Below are 17,206 nucleotides of genomic sequence, written 5' to 3'. Positions count from 1 at the left end.
CGGATTGTACCCAAGCCTCCCGGTCGGCGCGAACCTCCCGGCCGGAATGTGGCTACAATGCGCGTTTTCGAGCATCCGGGAGCGCGTTCGTGACGGAAAATGCAGTGACGCCCAAGGCTTTCGGCACTCTCTATGTGGTGGCCACGCCGATCGGCAATCTGGAAGACATCAGTCAGCGCGCTCGTCGCGTGCTGGGGGAGGTCGCGTTGATTGCGGCAGAGGACACCCGTCACTCCGCGCGGCTGATGCAGCACCTGGGCATCGATACGCCGCTGCAGGCCTGCCATGAGCATAACGAACGGGATCAGGGGGATCGTTTCGTCGCGCGGCTGCTCGCCGGCGACGATGTCGCGCTGATTTCCGATGCCGGCACGCCGCTGATCTCGGACCCGGGTTTTCATCTCGTGCGCCGCGCCCGTTCGGCCGGGGTCAGGGTGGTGCCCGTACCAGGCTCCTGTGCGCTGGTCGCCGGACTCTCCGCGGCGGGACTGCCTTCCGACCGTTTCATCTTCGAGGGATTTCTGCCGGCCAAGGCGGCGGCACGCCGGGCGCGGCTGAGCGCGTTGCGCGAGGAGCCGCGGACGCTGATCTTCTATGAGGCGCCGCATCGAGTGCTCGAGTGTGTGGCTGACATGGCCGAGGTGTTCGGGGCGGAGCGCCCTGCAGTACTGGCGCGGGAGCTGACCAAGACTTTCGAAACCATCCGCGATCTGCCGCTGGCCGAGTTGCGTGACTGGATCGCTGCCGATCCGAATCAGCAGCGCGGCGAGTGCGTACTCTTGGTCGGCGGCTGGCCGGAGCCGGTCGGGGAAGATGCGCTGAGTGCCGAGGCGTTGCGTGTGCTTGATCTGCTGCTCGCGGAGCTGCCATTGAAGCGCGCTGCGGCCCTGGCCGCGGAAATCACCGGTGTGCGCAAGAACCTGCTCTACCAGGTCGCGCTGGAGAAGAAGAGCTAGCCGTCGCGCGGGACTGGGCGCCGGAGGCCTGATGCAGTGGTGCCCCTGCTGAATGCTGTTTGGCTTGCAGCTTGCAGCTTGTGGCTTCGACCGATACCCTTGCCGGCGGAGAGTCGATCGGGCAGTCGCTGCCTTCGCAAGAAGGGGGAGGAAAGTCCGGGCTCCATAGGGCGGAGTGCCAGGTAACCCCTGGGAGGCGCGAGCCTACGGAAAGTGCCACAGAAAATAACCGCCTAAGCGCGCAAGCGCCGGTAAGGGTGAAAAGGTGCGGTAAGAGCGCACCGCACGGCTGGCAACAGTCCGTGGCTAGGTAAACCCCACTCGGAGCAAGACCAAATAGGGTTCCATTGGCGTGGCCCGCGCTGGAACCGGGTAGGTTGCTAGAGGCGTCCAGTGATGGCCGTCGTAGAGGAATGACTGTCCTCGACAAAACCCGGCTTACAGATCGACTCTCCACCTCCTTTCTTTTTGCTTTTTCCCGCCCGTTTCAAATACCCAAAAATTCTTACTCTTAACAAACCACTTTAAGTTTGGTTTTCAAGCTTCGGGTTGCGTTTGCTTTCCCGCTTTTCTCTTCTCTCAATCTCTCCGCCAGTTCCTCCCTTAGCGCGCTAAATCGCCGTCCTGTAAGGATTTTTCCCTGTTTTCGTTGCTTGACGGTGGGGTGGGCGCGTTCCTATAGTGTGCGCGAGTGGTAGAAAGTGGCATGAAGTGGGTAGTAATGGGATCAAATAACTAATTCGGTGGGGAAACAAAGCCTTGTTTCGCGGAGCTAACGCCATATCACTGGACGCCAAGGGGCGGCTCGCGATGCCTAGTCGGTATCGGGATGAGCTCGTTTCGCGTTCGGCTGGCCAGCTCATCATCACCATCGACGCAGTTGATCCCTGCCTGTGCGTCTACCCGCTGCCCGAGTGGGAGCTGATCGAAGCGAAACTGCGCGAGCTGCCGTCGTTGCGTGAAGAGAACCGTCGCCTGCAGCGCCTGCTGATCGGCAACGCGGTGGATCTGGAGCTCGATGGCAGCGGCCGTTTTCTGGTGCCGCCGCGTCTGCGTGAATACGCCGGGCTCGACAAACGGGCGATGCTGGTCGGCCAGCTGAACAAGTTTCAACTGTGGGACGAAGACGCCTGGAACGCGCTTGCGGATGCGGATCTGGCGGCCATCAAACAACCCGGCGCGCTGCCGGACCAACTGCAAGACCTCATCCTTTGAGCCAGTCCAGCCCGTTCCGTCATGTCACCGTCCTGCTCGACGAAGCCGTCGAGGGGCTGGCTGTGCGCGCCGATGGCTGCTACCTGGACGGCACCTTCGGCAGGGGTGGGCATAGCCGGCTGATCCTCTCGCGACTCGGCTCAGGAGGCAGGCTGCTGGGGTTCGACAAAGATCCCCTGGCGATTGCCACGGGGAACGAGCTGGCGGCCGAAGACGGCCGCTTTGTCGTTGTGCAGCGCAGCTTTGCGGAACTTCATGACGAGCTGGCGGTCCGCGGCCTAGTTGGCCAGGTGGCGGGCATCCTGCTCGATTTGGGCGTGTCCTCGCCGCAACTTGATGACGCCGAGCGTGGTTTCAGCTTCCTCAACGACGGTCCGCTGGACATGCGCATGGACCCCTCCCGTGGCGTCAGTGCGGCGCAGTGGATCGCCAGCGCCAGCGCCGAGGAAATCGCCCGGGTATTCAAGGAATATGGCGAAGAACGCTTTGCCAAGCGCATGGCCAATGCCGTGGTACAGCGTCGCGCCGTCAAGCCTTTCGAACGCACCGCCGACCTGGCGGCCGTGCTGACCGAGGCCAACCCGGCCTGGGAGAAGGGCAAGAATCCGGCCACCCGCGCCTTCCAGGGGCTGAGAATTCATATCAACAACGAGCTGGGCGATCTCGAGCGCGGCCTGGATGCCGCCCTTGAGGCGCTGGAAGTCGGTGGGCGCCTGGTCGTGATCAGCTTCCACTCGCTGGAAGATCGCATCGTCAAGCAGTTCATGCGCCGTCACGCCAAGGGCGAGATGGACAAGCTGCCGCGCGATCTGCCGATCATTCCCAAGGCTTTCGAGCCGCGCCTGAAGCTGATCGGCAAGCCGCAGTACGCCTCCGAGATGGAGCTCAAGGCCAATCCGCGCTCGCGCAGCGCGGTCATGCGTATCGCGGAGAAGCTGCGATGAGCCGCCCCGGTGCCTCGCGTATGCCCGCCGGCAGCCTGATGCTGCTGATGCTGTTCGTCGCCGTGCTGGCCTCGGCCCTTGCCGTGTCCTACAGCGCGCACTGGAGCCGGCAACTGCTCAATGGCTTGTATTCCGAGCTGCATGAGCGCGACCGCGCACAGGCGGAGTGGGGCCGGCTGATTCTCGAGCAGAGCACTTGGACGGCGCACAATCGCATCGAGCTGATCGCCAGCGAGCGGCTGAAAATGCGCATTCCCGACGCGGCTGAAGTCCGCCTGGTGGCGCCATGATGCGGCTTGAAGGGGCGCTTTTCCCCTGGCGCTTTCGCCTGGTACTGGTTCTGCTCGTCGGCATGGCCGGCGCGCTGGCGTGGCGCATCGTCGATCTGCACGTATTCGACCACGACTTCCTCAAGGAGCAGGGCGACGCGCGCAGCGTTCGGCATATTCCGATTCCGGCCCATCGTGGCCTGATCACCGATCGCAACGGTGAGCCGCTGGCGGTCAGTACGCCGGTCACCACTTTGTGGGGCAACGGCAAGGAGCTGCAGGCTGCACGTGATCGCTGGAGCGAACTGGCGGCTGCGCTGGGTCAAGAGCCGAAGGGTTTTGCTGCGCGGCTGGAGCAGAACGCCGGTCGCGAGTTCATGTATCTGGTCCGTGGCCTGACGCCGGAGCAGGGCCAGGTCGTCCTTGATCTGAAGGTGCCCGGTGTCTACGCCATCGAGGAGTTCCGCCGCTTTTATCCTGCCGGCGAAGTGGCTGCCCATTTGGTTGGCTTCACCGATGTCGATGATCGCGGCCGCGAGGGCATCGAACTGGCGTTCGACGAGTGGCTGGCCGGCGTTCCGGGCAAGCGCCAGGTACTCAAGGATCGCCGTGGCCAGCTGATCAAGGATGTCCAGGTCAGCCAGAACGCCAAGGCCGGCAAGACCCTGGCGCTGTCGATCGATCTGCGCATGCAGTACCTGGCGCATCGCGAGCTGCGCAACGCGCTGGTCGAATTCGGTGCCAAGGCCGGCAGCCTGGTGATGGTCGACGTGCACACCGGCGAGATTCTCGCCATGGTCAACCAGCCCACCTACAACCCCAACAATCGGCGCAACCTGCAGCCGGCGGCGATGCGTAACCGGGCGATGATCGACGTGTTCGAGCCCGGCTCGCCGGTCAAGCCGTTCGTCGTGGCCATGGGCCTGAACTCCGGCAAGTATCGGCCCGATACCGTGATGGACACCCGGCCCGGCTACATGCAGGTAGGTCGCAAGACCGTGCGCGACGTGCACAACTACGGCGTGCTCGACGTGACCGGGGTGATCAAGAAGTCCAGCAACATCGGTGTGGTGCGTATCGCCCTGGACCTGGGCGGCGAGAATCTCTATTCGATGCTGCAGCAGGTCGGTCTGGGCCAGGATACCGGCCTGGGCTTCCCCGGGGAGCGGATCGGCAACCTGCCCAACTTCCGCGTCTGGAAGCCGATTGAAACGGCGGTCATGTCTTACGGCTACGGGCTGTCGGTGACCGCCGTGCAACTCACTCATGCCTACGCCGTGCTGGGCAACGACGGCGCCAGCGTGCCGCTGTCGCTGATGCGTCTGGATCAGGTGCCGCAGTCGGTCCAGGTGCTCGATCCGCAGGTCTCCGCGCAGGTGCTGCAGATGCTCCGCGCGGTGGTCGACGAGCAGGGTGGCACGGGTTCACGGGCACGGGTGCCCGGTTATCAGGTCGGCGGCAAGACCGGCACCGTGCACAAGGTTCAGGAGGGTGGCGGCTACGCCACCGATCGCTATCGCTCGGTGTTCGCCGGCGTCGCGCCCATTTCCAATCCGCGGATCGCTGCGGTGGTGGTCATCGACGAGCCCAGCAAGGGCCAGTACTACGGTGGCCTGGTCGCTGCACCGGTGTTCGGCAAGGTGATGGCGGGCGCATTGCGGCTGATGAACGTCGCGCCGGATGACCTGCCGCCGGTACAGACCGTCGCCACCCCCGCCATACAGGGAGGACGTGGCTGATGCCCATGCCGCTCAACCAACTGCTGCCGCAGGCTGCCAGCTCGGTGCTGGTGCGCGAACTCACCCTGGACAGCCGCAAGGTTCGTCCCGGTGATCTGTTTCTTGCCGTACCGGGTCGGGCCCAGGACGGTCGCGCGCATATCGCCGACGCCATCGCCCGTGGCGCCGCCGCCGTTGCCTACGAGGCGGACGGCGCAGCCGTTCCCGTGGTGCAGGGTACCGAACTGGTGCCGCTGAAGGGTCTGGCCGCGCAGCTGTCGGCGATCGCCGGGCGCTTCTACGGCGAGCCCAGTCGTGGTGTGCACCTGGTTGGCGTCACCGGCACCAACGGCAAGACCAGCGTGACCCAGCTGCTGGCCCAGGCGCTGGATCGTCTCGGCAAGCCATGCGGTCTGATCGGCACGCTCGGAACCGGCTTCCACGGCAATCTGGCGATGGGCATGCACACCACGCCGGACCCGGTCGGCGTGCAGGCCACGCTGGCTCTGCTGAAGAAGGAGGGCGCGCAGGCGGTGGCAATGGAGGTGTCGTCGCACGGCCTGGATCAGGGGCGCGTCGCCGCACTGGATTTCGACGTGGCGGTGTTCACCAACCTGTCGCGTGACCACCTCGACTACCACGGCAACATGCAGGCCTATGGCTCGGCCAAGGCGCGCCTGTTCAGCCATCCCGGCCTGCGCTGCCGGGTGATCAACCTCGACGATGCCTTTGGTCGCGAGCTGGCGGCGCTGCCGAGCGAGGCGCGACTGATCGGCTACAGCCTGGACGACCGCTCTGCCTGGCTGCATTGCCGCGAAGTGCAGTTTGACGATCAGGGCGTGCGTGCGCGCCTGGTCACCCCGGGCGGCGAAGCCAGCCTGCGCAGCAGCCTGCTCGGCCGCTTCAATCTGAGCAACCTGCTGGCGGTGGTCGGTGCGCTGCTCGGCATGGATTATCCGCTGGACGAAATCCTCAAGGTGGTTCCGGAGCTGCGTGCGCCGGCTGGCCGCATGCAGCGTCTCGGCGGCGGCGGGCTGCCGCTGGTGGTGGTCGATTACGCACATACCCCGGATGCGCTGGAGCAAGCCCTGGCGGCACTGCGTCCGCACGTACAGGGTCGTCTGCTGTGCCTGTTCGGCTGCGGCGGAGAGCGTGACGCCGGCAAGCGACCGCTGATGGGCGAGGTCGCCGAGCGCCTGGCTGACCAGTTGCTGATCACCGATGACAACCCGCGCGGGGAAAACCCCGCGAGCATTCGCGAGGCGATCCTGGCTGGCCTCAAGGCGCCGCAGCAGGCGCTGTGCATGGCTGGCCGCGGTGAGGCCATCGCTGCACTGGTGGCGCAGGCGTCGGCCGATGACGTCATCCTGCTGGCCGGCAAGGGTCACGAGGACTACCAGGAAATCTGCGGCGAGCGACTGCCATTCTCCGATCTGCACGAGGCCGAGTCGGCGCTCAAGGCGTGGGAGGTGGCGCATGCTTGAAGCCATGTCCCTGTCCGCACTGGCGCCGCGCCTGGGCGGGCGTCTGATCGGGGCTGATGCAGGCTTTGCCGCCGTCTCCACCGACAGCCGGGCAATCGCTGCTGGTCAGCTGTTCATCGCCCTGGTCGGCCCGCGCTTCGACGGTCACGGCTATCTTGCCGAGGTCGCGGCCAAGGGTGCGGTGGCCGCACTGGTACAGCGCGAGGTGCCTGACGCGCCGCTGCCGCAGCTGCTGGTGGCCGATACCCGCCTGGCGCTCGGCCAGCTAGGCGCGCTGAATCGCGCTGCCTTCGCCAAACCGCTGGCCGCGGTCACCGGTTCCAGCGGCAAGACCACGGTCAAGGAAATGCTCGCGGCGATTCTCGCGAAGGGCCTCGAAGGTCCGGTGCTGGCGACCCGTGGCAATCTGAACAACGATCTCGGCGCGCCGCTGACCCTGCTCGAACTCGCACCGCAGCACGTGGGCGCGGTGATCGAACTGGGTGCCAACCATGTCGGCGAGATCGCCTACACCGTCGGCCTGACCCGGCCGCAGGTGGCGATCATCACCAATGCCGGCAATGCCCATGTCGGCGAATTCGGTGGTCCGGAGAAGATCGTCGAGGCCAAGGGCGAGATTCTTATTGGACTTCCGGAGCACGGTATAGCGATATTGAATCGTGACGACGCTGCATTCGACACCTGGCGCGCGCGTGCTGCCGGCCGCCGGGTGCTGAGCTTCGCGCTACGCAGCGCTGAAGCCGATGTGCGTGCGAGCAATATCCAGCGTGACGCCCGCGGCTGTGACGGTTTCGACCTGCAGGGCGTGGCGGGCGACGCGCACATCCAGCTCAACCTGCTCGGCGAGCACAACGTTGCCAACGCGCTGGCCGCTGCGGCCGCTGCGCACGCACTGGGTGTCGATTGCGCAGCCATCGTCGCCGGCCTGCAGCAGCTGCAGCCGATCAAGGGGCGCTGCGTGGCCCAGCTGGCGCCCAACGGCGTGCGCGTGATCGATGACAGCTATAACGCCAATCCGGTGTCGATGAAGGCCGCGGTGGACATCCTCGCCGGCTTTTCCGGTCGTCGTCTGCTGGTACTGGGCGACATGGGCGAGCTGGGCGAATGGGCCGAAGAAGGCCACCGCGAAGTAGGCGCCTACGCCCGCGACAAGGTCGACGCGCTCTATGCCGTCGGCCCGCTGATGCAGCACGCGGTGCGGGCCTTCGGCGCCGGCGCCCGGCATTTTTCCGATCAAGCCAGCCTGCTCGAGGCGCTGTGCGCCGAGACGGGTGACATAACGATACTAATCAAAGGCTCGCGCAGCGCGGCGATGGACAAGGTCGCCGCGGCATTCTGCGCAATTGGGGAGGTTCACTGACATGCTGCTGCTGCTCGCCGAGTATCTGCAACAGTTCCACAAGGGCTTCGCGGTCTTCCAGTACCTGACCCTGCGCGGCATTCTCGGCGTGCTCACCGCGCTGTCGCTGTCGCTGTGGCTGGGGCCGTGGATGATCCGCACCCTGCAGATCCGTCAGATCGGCCAGGCCGTGCGCAACGACGGCCCGCAGTCGCACCTGTCGAAGAAGGGCACGCCGACCATGGGCGGCGCGCTGATCCTCACCGCCATCGCCATCAGCACGCTGCTCTGGGCCGACCTCTCCAATCGGTACGTCTGGGTAGTGCTGGCGGTGACCCTGGCGTTCGGCGCCATCGGCTGGGTCGATGACTATCGCAAGGTGATCGAAAAGAACTCGCGTGGCCTGCCGAGCCGCTGGAAGTATTTCTGGCAGTCGGTGTTCGGCATAGGCGCGGCGGTCTTCCTTTATATGACTGCGGAAAACCCGGTCGAGACCACCCTGATCCTGCCGCTGCTCAAGGATGTCAGCATCCCGCTGGGCCTGGGTTTCATCGTGCTGACCTACTTCGTCATCGTCGGCTCGAGCAATGCGGTCAACCTCACCGATGGCCTCGACGGTCTGGCGATCATGCCCACCGTGCTGGTCGGCGGTGCGCTGGGGATCTTCTGCTACCTGTCCGGCAACGCCAACTTCGCCAGCTACCTGCTGATTCCATTCGTACCCGGCTCGGGTGAGCTGATCGTGTTCTGCGCCGCCATCGTCGGCGCCGGGCTGGGTTTCCTGTGGTTCAACACCTACCCGGCGCAGGTCTTCATGGGCGACGTCGGCGCGCTGGCGCTGGGGGCCGCGCTGGGCACCATTGCGGTGATCGTGCGCCAGGAAGTCGTGCTGTTCATCATGGGCGGCGTCTTCGTCATGGAGACCCTCTCGGTGATCATCCAGGTCGCCAGCTTCAAGCTGACCGGCAAGCGCGTGTTCCGCATGGCGCCGATCCATCACCACTTCGAACTCAAAGGCTGGCCCGAGCCCCGGGTGATCGTGCGCTTCTGGATCATCACGGTGATTCTGGTGCTGATCGGCCTCGCCACCCTGAAGCTGAGGTAAGCAGACGTGTCCCTGATCGCTTCCGACCAGTTCCGCATCGTTGTCGGCCTCGGCAAGAGCGGCATGTCCGTGGTGCGCTTTCTTGCGCGCCAGGGCGTGCGCTTCGCCGTGGTCGATACCCGTGCGAACCCGCCGGAGCTGGAAAGCCTGCGTCGCGACCACCCCGAGGTGGAGGTGCGCTGTGGCGATCTGGATGTCGACTTTCTCTGCCGCGCCAGTGAGCTCTACGTGAGCCCCGGTCTGGCCGTGGCGACGCCGGCCTTGCAGGAAGCGGCCGCCCGCGGCGTCAAGCTGTCCGGCGACATCGATCTGTTCGTCCGCCATGCCCGTGCCCCCATCGTTGCGATCACCGGCTCCAACGCCAAGAGCACGGTGACCACCCTGCTCGGCGAAATGGCTGCCGAAGCCGGGCGCAATGTCGCCGTCGGCGGCAACCTGGGCACGCCGGCGCTCGAGCTGCTCGCCGATGATGTCGAGCTATACGTACTGGAGCTGTCCAGCTTCCAGCTGGAAACCACCGAGCGCCTGGGCGCGGAAGTGGCGGTCTGTCTGAACCTCAGCGAAGACCACATGGATCGCTACAGCGGCATGCCGGCCTACCACCTGGCCAAGCACCGGATCTTCCGCGGCGCGCGTCAGGTGGTGGTCAACCGTGACGACCCGCTGTCGCGGCCGATGATCGCCGATCAGGTGCCGTGCTGGACCTTCGGTCTGGGCCGGCCGGACTTCCGCCGCTTCGGCCTGATCGAGGAAGACGGCGAGAAGTATCTGGGGCTGGCCTTCGACAAGCTGCTGAACGTGCGCGAGCTGAAGATCCGTGGTGCCCACAACCAGTCCAACGCCTTGGCCGCGCTGGCCCTTGGGCAGGCGCTGGATCTGCCGCTGGAGGCGATGCTTGCGGTTCTGCGTCGCTTCACCGGCCTGGCCCATCGTTGTCAGTGGGTGCGCGAGCTCAGGGGTGTCGGCTACTACGACGACTCCAAGGCAACCAATGTCGGCGCGGCGCTGGCGGCTATCGACGGGCTGGGCGCGGACATCGCCGGCAAGCTGGTGCTGATCGCCGGTGGGGACGGCAAGGGCGCGGATTTCGCTCCCCTGCGTGCGCCCATCCTGCGCTTCTGTCGCGCGGTCGTGCTGCTCGGTCGCGACGCCGATGCGATAGCCGCGGTGCTGGCCGATGGCGTGCCGCAGGTACGGGTCGCCAGCATCGAGGAGGCCGTGGCCTGCGCTGCCGAGCTGTCGCAGCCGGGTGATGCGGTGCTGCTGTCGCCGGCCTGCGCCAGCCTCGACATGTTCAGGAACTTCGAAGAGCGCGGTCGTCTCTTCGCCCGGGCTGCGGAGGGTCTGAGCTGATGCTGACCTTCCTCAAGCTCAGTCCCTCGCCGCTGGTGAGCCAGCGTGGCATCGACCTCGATTTCCCGCTGTTGGCCGGTTGCCTGGCGCTGCTCGGCCTGGGCCTGGTGATGATCACCTCGGCTTCCTCCGAAGTGGCCGCTGCGCAGTCCGGCAGCCCGCTCTTTCACATGCTGCGGCACCTGGTTTACCTGGTGATCGGTATCAGCGCCGCGCTGGTGACCCTGCTGGTGCCCATGGCTACCTGGCAGCGACTGGGCGGCCTGTTGCTGCTGGTCGCCTTCGCCATCCTGGTGCTGGTGCTGATTCCCGGCATCGGCCGCGAGGTCAACGGCTCCAGCCGCTGGATCGGTTTCGGCATGTTCAACGTGCAGCCTTCGGAGATCGCCAAGGTCTTCGTGGTGATCTACCTCGCCGGCTACCTGGTGCGTCGTCAGGAAGAGGTGCGGGAAAGCTGGATGGGCTTCCTCAAGCCGATTTTCGTGCTGATCCCGATGGCCGGCCTGCTGTTGGCCGAGCCCGACTTCGGCGCCACCGTGGTGATGCTCGGTGCCGCGGCGGCGATGCTGTTCCTCGGCGGCGTAGGCCTGCTGCGCTTCAGCATGCTCGCCGCTGCTGCCATCGCGGCGGTGGTGGTGCTGGTGCAGACCCAGGAGTACCGCCTGCAGCGACTGATCACCTTTACCGATCCCTGGGCCGACCAGTTCGGTTCCGGCTACCAGCTGACCCAGGCGCTGATCGCCTTCGGCCGTGGCGAATGGCTGGGCGTCGGCCTGGGCAACAGCATCCAGAAACAGTTCTATCTGCCCGAAGCGCACACCGACTTCGTCTTTGCCGTGCTGGCCGAAGAGCTGGGCATGGTCGGCGCACTGGCGACCCTGGGGCTGTTCCTGTTCGTCGGCCTTCGCGCGCTCTACATCGGCCTGTGGGCCGAGAAGGCGCGGCAGTTCTTCTCCGCCTACGTGGCTTTCGGCCTGGCATTCCTGTGGATCGGCCAGTTCCTGATCAACATCGGCGTGAACGTCGGCCTGCTGCCCACCAAGGGGCTGACCCTGCCGTTCCTCAGCTACGGTGGCAGCTCGCTGGTGATCTGCTGCGTCAGCCTGGCCTTGCTGCTGCGCATCGAGTGGGAGCGGCGCGCCGAACTGGGCAGCGAGGAAGCCACTTTCGAGGAGGCGGACTTCCCCGAGGAAGGCACCGCCGCGGAGGTGCAGCATGCGCGGTAAGGTGTTGATCATGGCCGGCGGCACTGGCGGTCACGTGTTCCCTGCGCTGGCCTGCGCCGAGGAGTTCAAGGCGCGTGGCTACGACGTCGAGTGGCTGGGTACGCCGCGTGGCATCGAGAACGAGCTGGTGCCCCAGGCGGCCCTGCCGCTGAACCTGATCCAGGTCAGCGGGCTGCGTGGCAAGGGCGTCCTTGGTCTGCTCAAGGCGCCGTTCCAGCTGCTGCGCGCGCTGTTCCAGGCGCGCCGCATCGTGCGCCGGCTGCAGCCGGTCTGCGTGCTCGGCATGGGCGGCTACGTCACAGGTCCCGGCGGGCTGGCCGCGCGTCTGTGCCGAGTGCCGCTGGTGATCCACGAGCAGAATGCGGTGGCCGGTACCGCCAACCGCAGTCTTGCGCCCTTCGCCGCGCGCATCTGCGAAGCCTTTCCGGATACTTTCCGCGCCTCGGCCAAGCGCCGCACCACCGGCAATCCGGTGCGTGGCGAGCTGTTCCTGGAAACCCCGCGCGATGCGCTGATCAATCGTCCGGCGCGCCTGCTGGTGCTTGGCGGCAGCCTCGGCGCCGAGCCACTCAACAAGCTGCTGCCCCAGGCCTTGGCGCTGCTGCCAGAGGCGCTGCGCCCGCAGGTGTTCCACCAGGCTGGCAAGCAGCATGCCGAGGTGACCGAACAGCGTTACCTGGAGCTGGGTCTGGAGGCGACCGTGTCGCCCTTCGTCAAGGACATGGCCCGTGCCTACGGCTGGGCCGATCTGGTGCTCTGCCGCGCCGGTGCGCTGACCGTCAGCGAGCTGGCCGCGGCCGGATTGCCTGCGCTGCTGATTCCGCTGCCGCATGCGATCGACGATCACCAGACGCGCAATGCGCACTATCTGAGCAGCGAGGGCGCCGCCTTCCTGCTGCCCCAAGCGACCACCGACGCCGCCGCACTGGCTGCGCGTCTGCAAGAGGTTCTGATGCACCCCGATCAGTTGAAGACGATGGCGGCCACTGCGCGCCGTCTGGCCAAGCCCGACGCCACCCGCAGCGTGGTCGATGTCTGCCAGGAGGTGGCCCTTGGTTAAGTCCCGTGGCGCGGTTCAGGCCGAAGTCCGGCGCATGCGCAGCATCCGCCGCATCCATTTCGTCGGCATCGGCGGCGCCGGCATGTCCGGTATCGCCGAAGTGCTGTTGAACCTGGGTTACGAAGTGACCGGCTCCGATCTCAAGGCCTCGGCGGTGACCGAGCGGCTGGAAAGCTTCGGGGCAACCGTGTTCATCGGGCACCAGGCCGAGAACATCGAACAGGCCGACGTGCTGGTGGTTTCCAGCGCGGTGAACACCTCCAATCCGGAAGTCGCCAGTGCGCTGGAACGGCGTATCCCGGTGGTGCCGCGTGCCGAGATGCTCGCCGAGCTGATGCGCTACCGCCACGGCATCGCGGTGGCCGGCACCCATGGCAAGACCACCACCACCAGCCTGCTGGCGTCGGTATTCGCCGCCGGCGGACTCGACCCGACCTTCGTCATCGGTGGCCGGCTGAATGCGGCCGGCACCAATGCCCAGCTCGGCAGCAGCCGCTATCTGATCGCCGAGGCCGACGAGAGCGACGCCAGTTTCCTGCATCTGCAGCCGATGGTCTCGGTGGTCACCAACATCGACGCCGACCATATGAGCACCTATGGCGGCGACTTCAACGTACTGAAGAAGACCTTCGTCGAATTCCTCCACAACCTGCCGTTCTACGGCCTGGCGGTGGTCTGCATCGACGACCCGGTGGTGCGCGAGCTGCTGCCGCAGATCGGTCGCCCGACAGTCACCTACGGGCTCAGCGAAGACGCCGACGTGCGCGCCATCGATGTGCTCCAGCAGGGCATGCAGACCCACTTCACCGTCCTGCGCGCCGGCCGCGAGCCGCTGCGGGTGTCGGTCAACATGCCCGGCCTGCACAACGTGCTCAATGCCCTGGCGACCATTGCCATTGCCTGTGACGAAGGCATCGAGGATGAGGCCATCGTCCGCGGCCTGTCCGGGTTCCAGGGCGTCGGCCGGCGCTTCCAGGTGTACGGCGAGCTGCCGGTCGAAGGCGGCAGCGTGATGCTGGTCGACGACTACGGCCACCATCCGCGCGAAGTCGCCGCGGTGATCAAGGCGGTGCGCGGCGGCTGGCCGGAGCGGCGTCTGGTGATGGTCTATCAGCCGCACCGCTACAGCCGCACCCGCGACCTCTACGAGGATTTCGTCCAGGTGCTCGGCGAATCCAGCGTGCTGCTGCTGATGGAAGTCTACCCGGCCGGCGAGGAGCCGATTCCGGGGGCGGACAGCCGCAACCTGTGCCACAGCATTCGTCAGCGCGGTCAGCTGGACCCGATCTACATCGAGCGCGGTGTCGAGCTGGCACCGCTGGTCAAGCCGCTGCTGCGTGCCGGCGACATCCTGCTCTGCCAGGGGGCCGGCGATATCGGCGGGCTGGCCCCGCAACTGGTCAAGCATCCGCTGTTCGCCGCCCAGGGGGAGTCGAAATGAGTCTGGCATCCACTGTCGATCCCCGCGCATTCGGTCGCGTTGCCGTGCTCTTCGGCGGCCGCAGTGCCGAGCGCGAGGTTTCGCTGAAATCCGGCGCGGCGGTGCTTGACGCGTTGCTGGCGGCCGGCGTGGACGCATTCGGCATCGACGTCGGCGACGATTTTCTGCAGCGCCTGAACGCCGAGCGTATCGATCGCGCCTTCATCGTCCTGCATGGCCGCGGCGGCGAGGACGGCTCCATGCAGGGCCTACTCGAGTGCGCCGGCATTCCCTACACCGGCAGCGGCATCCTGGCTTCGGCCCTGGCGATGGACAAGCTGCGCACCAAGCAGGTCTGGCAGAGCCTCGGTCTGCCGACGCCGCGGCATGCCGCGCTGGCCAGTCAGGACGACTGCCGGGCTGCCGCTGCGGAACTGGGCTTCCCTTTGATCGTCAAACCGGCCCATGAAGGTTCCAGCATCGGTATGGCCAAGGTGAACGACCTCGACGCACTGGTCGCCGCCTGGCAGGACGCCAGCCGTTACGACGCCCAGGTACTGGTCGAGCAGTGGGTGCAGGGGCCGGAGTACACCATCGCGGTGCTGCGCGGCGAAGTGCTGCCGCCGATCGGGCTGGGCACCCCGCACAGCTTCTACGACTACGACGCCAAATATCTCGCCTCCGATACCCAGTACCGGATTCCCTGCGGCCTGGATGCGCGCAAGGAAGAGGAACTCAAGAGTCTTACTGCGCGGGCCTGCGAGGCGGTGGGTACCCAGGGTTGGGCGCGAGTGGACGTGATGCAGGACCAGCAGGGTGCGTTCTGGCTGCTGGAAGTGAATACCGTGCCCGGCATGACCGACCACAGTCTGGTGCCGATGGCAGCACGCGCAGCGGGGCTGGATTTCCAGCAACTGGTTCTGGCGATTCTCGCCGACAGCGTCGAGGCGAGGGGCTGAGATGAGCATCGCCGTTCGGCATCCGCAACCGGGCCTCGGCCGCGCGACCTCGCGCAAGCCGACGCCGCGCGGCGCCAGCCGCATGGTTGCGCGCGAGCCGATCAGCGTCCGTCTGCCACGGCCGAGTCTGGCCGGGGTCAAGCGCATGCTCTGGCCGCTGATGCTGCTCGGCCTGGGATTCGCCAGCTACGAGCTGGGTCAGCGTCTGTTGCCGCATGTCGATCGGCCGATTTCGCAGATCGGCGTGCGGGGCGATCTGAGCTATGTCAGCCGCGAGTCGGTGCAGCGCCGGATCGAGCCCTTCGTCGCGGCGAGCTTCTTCAATGTCGATCTCGACGGCATGCGTCGCGAGCTGGAAAGCATGCCCTGGATCGCCCGCGCGGAAGTCCGCCGGGTGTGGCCGGATCAGGTGTTGATTCGCCTCGACGAACAACTGCCCATCGCCCGCTGGGGCGACGAGGCGCTGCTGAACAATCAGGGCCTGGCGTTTGCTCCGACCGAGCTGATGCATTACCAGCACCTGCCCAAGCTTTACGGACCTGCGCGTTCGCGCCAGCAGGTCATGCAGCAGTACCAAATGCTCAGCCAGATGCTGCGTCCGCTGGGCTTTTCCATCGCCAGCCTGGAGCTGCGCGAGCGTGGCAGCTGGTTCGTCCGCACTGCGCCGGACGCTGAAGGGAACAGCGTGGAGCTGCTGCTCGGCCGCGATCACCAGATGGAAAAGATCCGGCGCTTCACCACGGTCTACGAGAAGTCGCTCAAGGACCAGATTGCAAATATTGCGCGCATCGATCTGCGCTATGCCAACGGCCTTGCCGTGGCCTGGCGTGATCCGGTCGCAGCGGCAGCCACGGCGAATGACGCCGTGCGCCAGAATTGAGGAGTAGGCAAGGCTCATGGCAAACGTGCAGAGCAGCAAGATGATCGTCGGTCTGGACATCGGCACCTCCAAGGTCGTGGCCCTGGTGGGGGAGCTGTCCGCGGACGGCCGTCTGGAAATCGTCGGTATCGGCACCCATCCCTCGCGCGGCCTGAAGAAGGGCGTGGTGGTGAACATCGAGTCCACGGTGCAGTCGATCCAGCGTGCCGTGGAAGAAGCCCAGATGATGGCCGGCTGTCACATCCATTCGGCCTTCGTCGGCCTGGCCGGCAACCATATCCGCAGCCTGAACTCTCATGGCATCGTCGCCATTCGCGATCGTGAAGTCAGCCTGGCCGACCTCGAACGCGTGCTGGACGCCGCCCAGGCCGTGGCGATTCCGGCCGACCAGCGTGTGCTGCACACCCTGCCGCAGGACTACGTGATCGACAATCAGGAAGGTGTGCGCGAGCCGCTGGGCATGTCCGGGGTGCGTCTGGAGGCCAAGGTCCACGTGGTGACCTGCGCGGTGAACGCGGCGCAGAACATCGAGAAGTGCGTGCGCCGCTGCGGCCTGGAAGTCGACGACATCATCCTCGAGCAACTGGCCTCGGCCTATGCGGTGCTCACCGATGACGAGAAGGAGCTGGGTGTGTGCATGGTCGACATCGGTGGCGGCACCACCGACATCGCGATCTTCACCGAAGGCGCCATCCGTCACACCGCGGTTATCCCGATCGCCGGTGATCAGGTGACCAACGACATTGCGATGGCCCTGCGCACGCCCACACAATATGCCGAGGAGATCAAGATTCGTTACGCCTGTGCGCTGGCCAAGCTGGCCGGTGCGGGTGAAACCATCAAGGTCCCCAGCGTCGGTGATCGTCCGCCGCGCGAGCTTTCCCGCCAGGCGCTGGCGGAAGTCGTCGAGCCGCGTTACGACGAGCTGTTCACGCTGATCCAGGCCGAGCTGCGTCGCAGCGGCTACGAGGATCTGATCCCCGCAGGCATCGTTCTCACCGGCGGCACCTCCAAGATGGAAGGCGCGGTGGAACTTGCGGAGGAAATCTTCCACATGCCGGTGCGCCTGGGCGTACCGCATACGGTCAAGGGACTGGCGGATGTGGTGCGCAACCCCATCTATTCGACTGGTGTCGGACTGCTCATGTACGGGCTGCAGAAGCAGACCGAAGGCGTGTCCGTATCCTTTGCAGGCAGTCACCAGGAAGAAAACCAGATACCGGTACTGGAGCGGCTGAAACGCTGGATCCAGGGCAATTTCTGATGTTTCACGGCGTT

The 17,206-nt window shown here is 65.9% G+C and carries 15 protein-coding genes and 1 other RNA gene; all 16 read left to right on the top strand.

What is annotated here, in order from left to right:
- The first annotated feature begins 104 nt into the window (after positions 1–104).
- The 16 genes from rsmI to ftsA all read left to right on the top strand — a co-directional run bounded on the left by rsmI (position 105) and on the right by ftsA (position 17,192).
- Positions 105–956 (top strand): 16S rRNA (cytidine(1402)-2'-O)-methyltransferase, encoded by an 852-nt coding sequence (gene rsmI / locus DBO85_RS01015; RefSeq protein WP_177429721.1) that lies wholly within the window; start codon positions 105–107, stop codon positions 954–956.
- A gap of 109 nt (positions 957–1,065) precedes the next feature.
- Positions 1,066–1,413, top strand: an RNA gene (gene rnpB, locus DBO85_RS01010) — RNase P RNA component class A.
- A 302-nt stretch (positions 1,414–1,715) separates the two neighbouring features.
- Positions 1,716–2,171 carry a division/cell wall cluster transcriptional repressor MraZ gene (gene mraZ, locus DBO85_RS01005; protein ID WP_108104409.1) on the top strand — a complete coding sequence of 152 codons (456 nt, stop codon included), beginning with the start codon at positions 1,716–1,718 and terminating at the stop codon, positions 2,169–2,171.
- Entirely contained in the window at positions 2,168–3,115 is a 948-nt protein-coding gene (gene rsmH, locus DBO85_RS01000) for a 16S rRNA (cytosine(1402)-N(4))-methyltransferase RsmH (protein WP_108104407.1), read from the top strand. The genes mraZ and rsmH overlap by 4 nt, the downstream gene beginning before the upstream one ends.
- Positions 3,112–3,405, top strand: coding sequence for a cell division protein FtsL (gene ftsL / locus DBO85_RS00995; RefSeq protein WP_108104405.1), 294 nt, complete (start codon positions 3,112–3,114; stop codon positions 3,403–3,405). Before rsmH ends, ftsL begins: the two co-directional genes overlap by 4 nt.
- Complete coding sequence (locus DBO85_RS00990; RefSeq protein WP_108104403.1) at positions 3,405–5,123, top strand: peptidoglycan D,D-transpeptidase FtsI family protein; 1,719 nt, start codon at positions 3,405–3,407, stop codon at positions 5,121–5,123. The genes ftsL and DBO85_RS00990 overlap by 1 nt, the downstream gene beginning before the upstream one ends.
- A complete protein-coding gene (locus tag DBO85_RS00985; RefSeq protein ID WP_108104401.1) occupies positions 5,123–6,586 on the top strand; it encodes a UDP-N-acetylmuramoyl-L-alanyl-D-glutamate--2,6-diaminopimelate ligase in 1,464 nt (487 codons plus the stop codon). Before DBO85_RS00990 ends, DBO85_RS00985 begins: the two co-directional genes overlap by 1 nt.
- Positions 6,579–7,946, top strand: a complete 1,368-nt coding sequence (locus DBO85_RS00980) for a UDP-N-acetylmuramoyl-tripeptide--D-alanyl-D-alanine ligase (RefSeq protein WP_108104399.1) — start codon at positions 6,579–6,581, stop codon at positions 7,944–7,946. Before DBO85_RS00985 ends, DBO85_RS00980 begins: the two co-directional genes overlap by 8 nt.
- 1 nt (position 7,947) lies before the next feature.
- Positions 7,948–9,030, top strand: a complete 1,083-nt coding sequence (gene mraY / locus DBO85_RS00975) for a phospho-N-acetylmuramoyl-pentapeptide-transferase (protein ID WP_108104397.1) — start codon at positions 7,948–7,950, stop codon at positions 9,028–9,030.
- A 6-nt stretch (positions 9,031–9,036) separates the two neighbouring features.
- Positions 9,037–10,383: a UDP-N-acetylmuramoyl-L-alanine--D-glutamate ligase gene (gene murD / locus DBO85_RS00970; protein ID WP_108104395.1), complete on the top strand. Its 1,347-nt coding sequence runs from the start codon at positions 9,037–9,039 to the stop codon at positions 10,381–10,383.
- Positions 10,383–11,609 (top strand): putative lipid II flippase FtsW, encoded by a 1,227-nt coding sequence (ftsW, locus tag DBO85_RS00965; RefSeq protein ID WP_108104392.1) that lies wholly within the window; start codon positions 10,383–10,385, stop codon positions 11,607–11,609. Before murD ends, ftsW begins: the two co-directional genes overlap by 1 nt.
- The gene (gene murG, locus DBO85_RS00960) at positions 11,599–12,669 is read left to right on the top strand and encodes an undecaprenyldiphospho-muramoylpentapeptide beta-N-acetylglucosaminyltransferase (protein ID WP_108104390.1); all 1,071 of its coding nucleotides are present in this window, start codon (positions 11,599–11,601) and stop codon (positions 12,667–12,669) included. The genes ftsW and murG overlap by 11 nt, the downstream gene beginning before the upstream one ends.
- A complete protein-coding gene (gene murC, locus DBO85_RS00955) occupies positions 12,641–14,110 on the top strand; it encodes a UDP-N-acetylmuramate--L-alanine ligase (RefSeq protein ID WP_108104388.1) in 1,470 nt (489 codons plus the stop codon). Before murG ends, murC begins: the two co-directional genes overlap by 29 nt.
- Positions 14,107–15,048: a D-alanine--D-alanine ligase gene (locus tag DBO85_RS00950; protein ID WP_108104386.1), complete on the top strand. Its 942-nt coding sequence runs from the start codon at positions 14,107–14,109 to the stop codon at positions 15,046–15,048. The genes murC and DBO85_RS00950 overlap by 4 nt, the downstream gene beginning before the upstream one ends.
- Position 15,049: 1 nt before the next feature.
- Positions 15,050–15,928, top strand: a complete 879-nt coding sequence (locus DBO85_RS00945) for a cell division protein FtsQ/DivIB (RefSeq protein ID WP_108104384.1) — start codon at positions 15,050–15,052, stop codon at positions 15,926–15,928.
- Between the two features lie 16 nt (positions 15,929–15,944).
- On the top strand, positions 15,945–17,192 hold the full coding sequence (gene ftsA, locus DBO85_RS00940; protein WP_108104382.1) for a cell division protein FtsA: 1,248 nt from the start codon (positions 15,945–15,947) through the stop codon (positions 17,190–17,192).
- Positions 17,193–17,206 lie beyond the last annotated feature (14 nt).

The sequence above is a fragment of the Pseudomonas mangrovi genome, from assembly GCF_003052585.1.
Lineage (GTDB): Bacteria > Pseudomonadota > Gammaproteobacteria > Pseudomonadales > Pseudomonadaceae > Aquipseudomonas > Aquipseudomonas mangrovi.
This window is presented reverse-complemented; position numbering and strand designations above follow the sequence as displayed.

Bases quoted from the DNA above. Each gene is read 5' to 3' on its own strand.
- ftsL (WP_108104405.1), top strand. From the start codon at position 3,112: ATGAGCCGCCCCGGTGCCTCGCGTATGCCCGCCGGCAGCCTGATGCTG.
- DBO85_RS00990 (WP_108104403.1), top strand. From the start codon at position 3,405: ATGCGGCTTGAAGGGGCGCTTTTCCCCTGGCGCTTTCGCCTGGTACTG.
- DBO85_RS00985 (WP_108104401.1), top strand. From the start codon at position 5,123: ATGCCCATGCCGCTCAACCAACTGCTGCCGCAGGCTGCCAGCTCGGTG.
- DBO85_RS00980 (WP_108104399.1), top strand. From the start codon at position 6,579: ATGCTTGAAGCCATGTCCCTGTCCGCACTGGCGCCGCGCCTGGGCGGG.
- mraY (WP_108104397.1), top strand. From the start codon at position 7,948: ATGCTGCTGCTGCTCGCCGAGTATCTGCAACAGTTCCACAAGGGCTTC.
- ftsW (WP_108104392.1), top strand. From the start codon at position 10,383: ATGCTGACCTTCCTCAAGCTCAGTCCCTCGCCGCTGGTGAGCCAGCGT.
- murG (WP_108104390.1), top strand. From the start codon at position 11,599: ATGCGCGGTAAGGTGTTGATCATGGCCGGCGGCACTGGCGGTCACGTG.
- murC (WP_108104388.1), top strand. From the start codon at position 12,641: ATGTCTGCCAGGAGGTGGCCCTTGGTTAAGTCCCGTGGCGCGGTTCAG.
- DBO85_RS00950 (WP_108104386.1), top strand. From the start codon at position 14,107: ATGAGTCTGGCATCCACTGTCGATCCCCGCGCATTCGGTCGCGTTGCC.
- DBO85_RS00945 (WP_108104384.1), top strand. From the start codon at position 15,050: ATGAGCATCGCCGTTCGGCATCCGCAACCGGGCCTCGGCCGCGCGACC.
- ftsA (WP_108104382.1), top strand. From the start codon at position 15,945: ATGGCAAACGTGCAGAGCAGCAAGATGATCGTCGGTCTGGACATCGGC.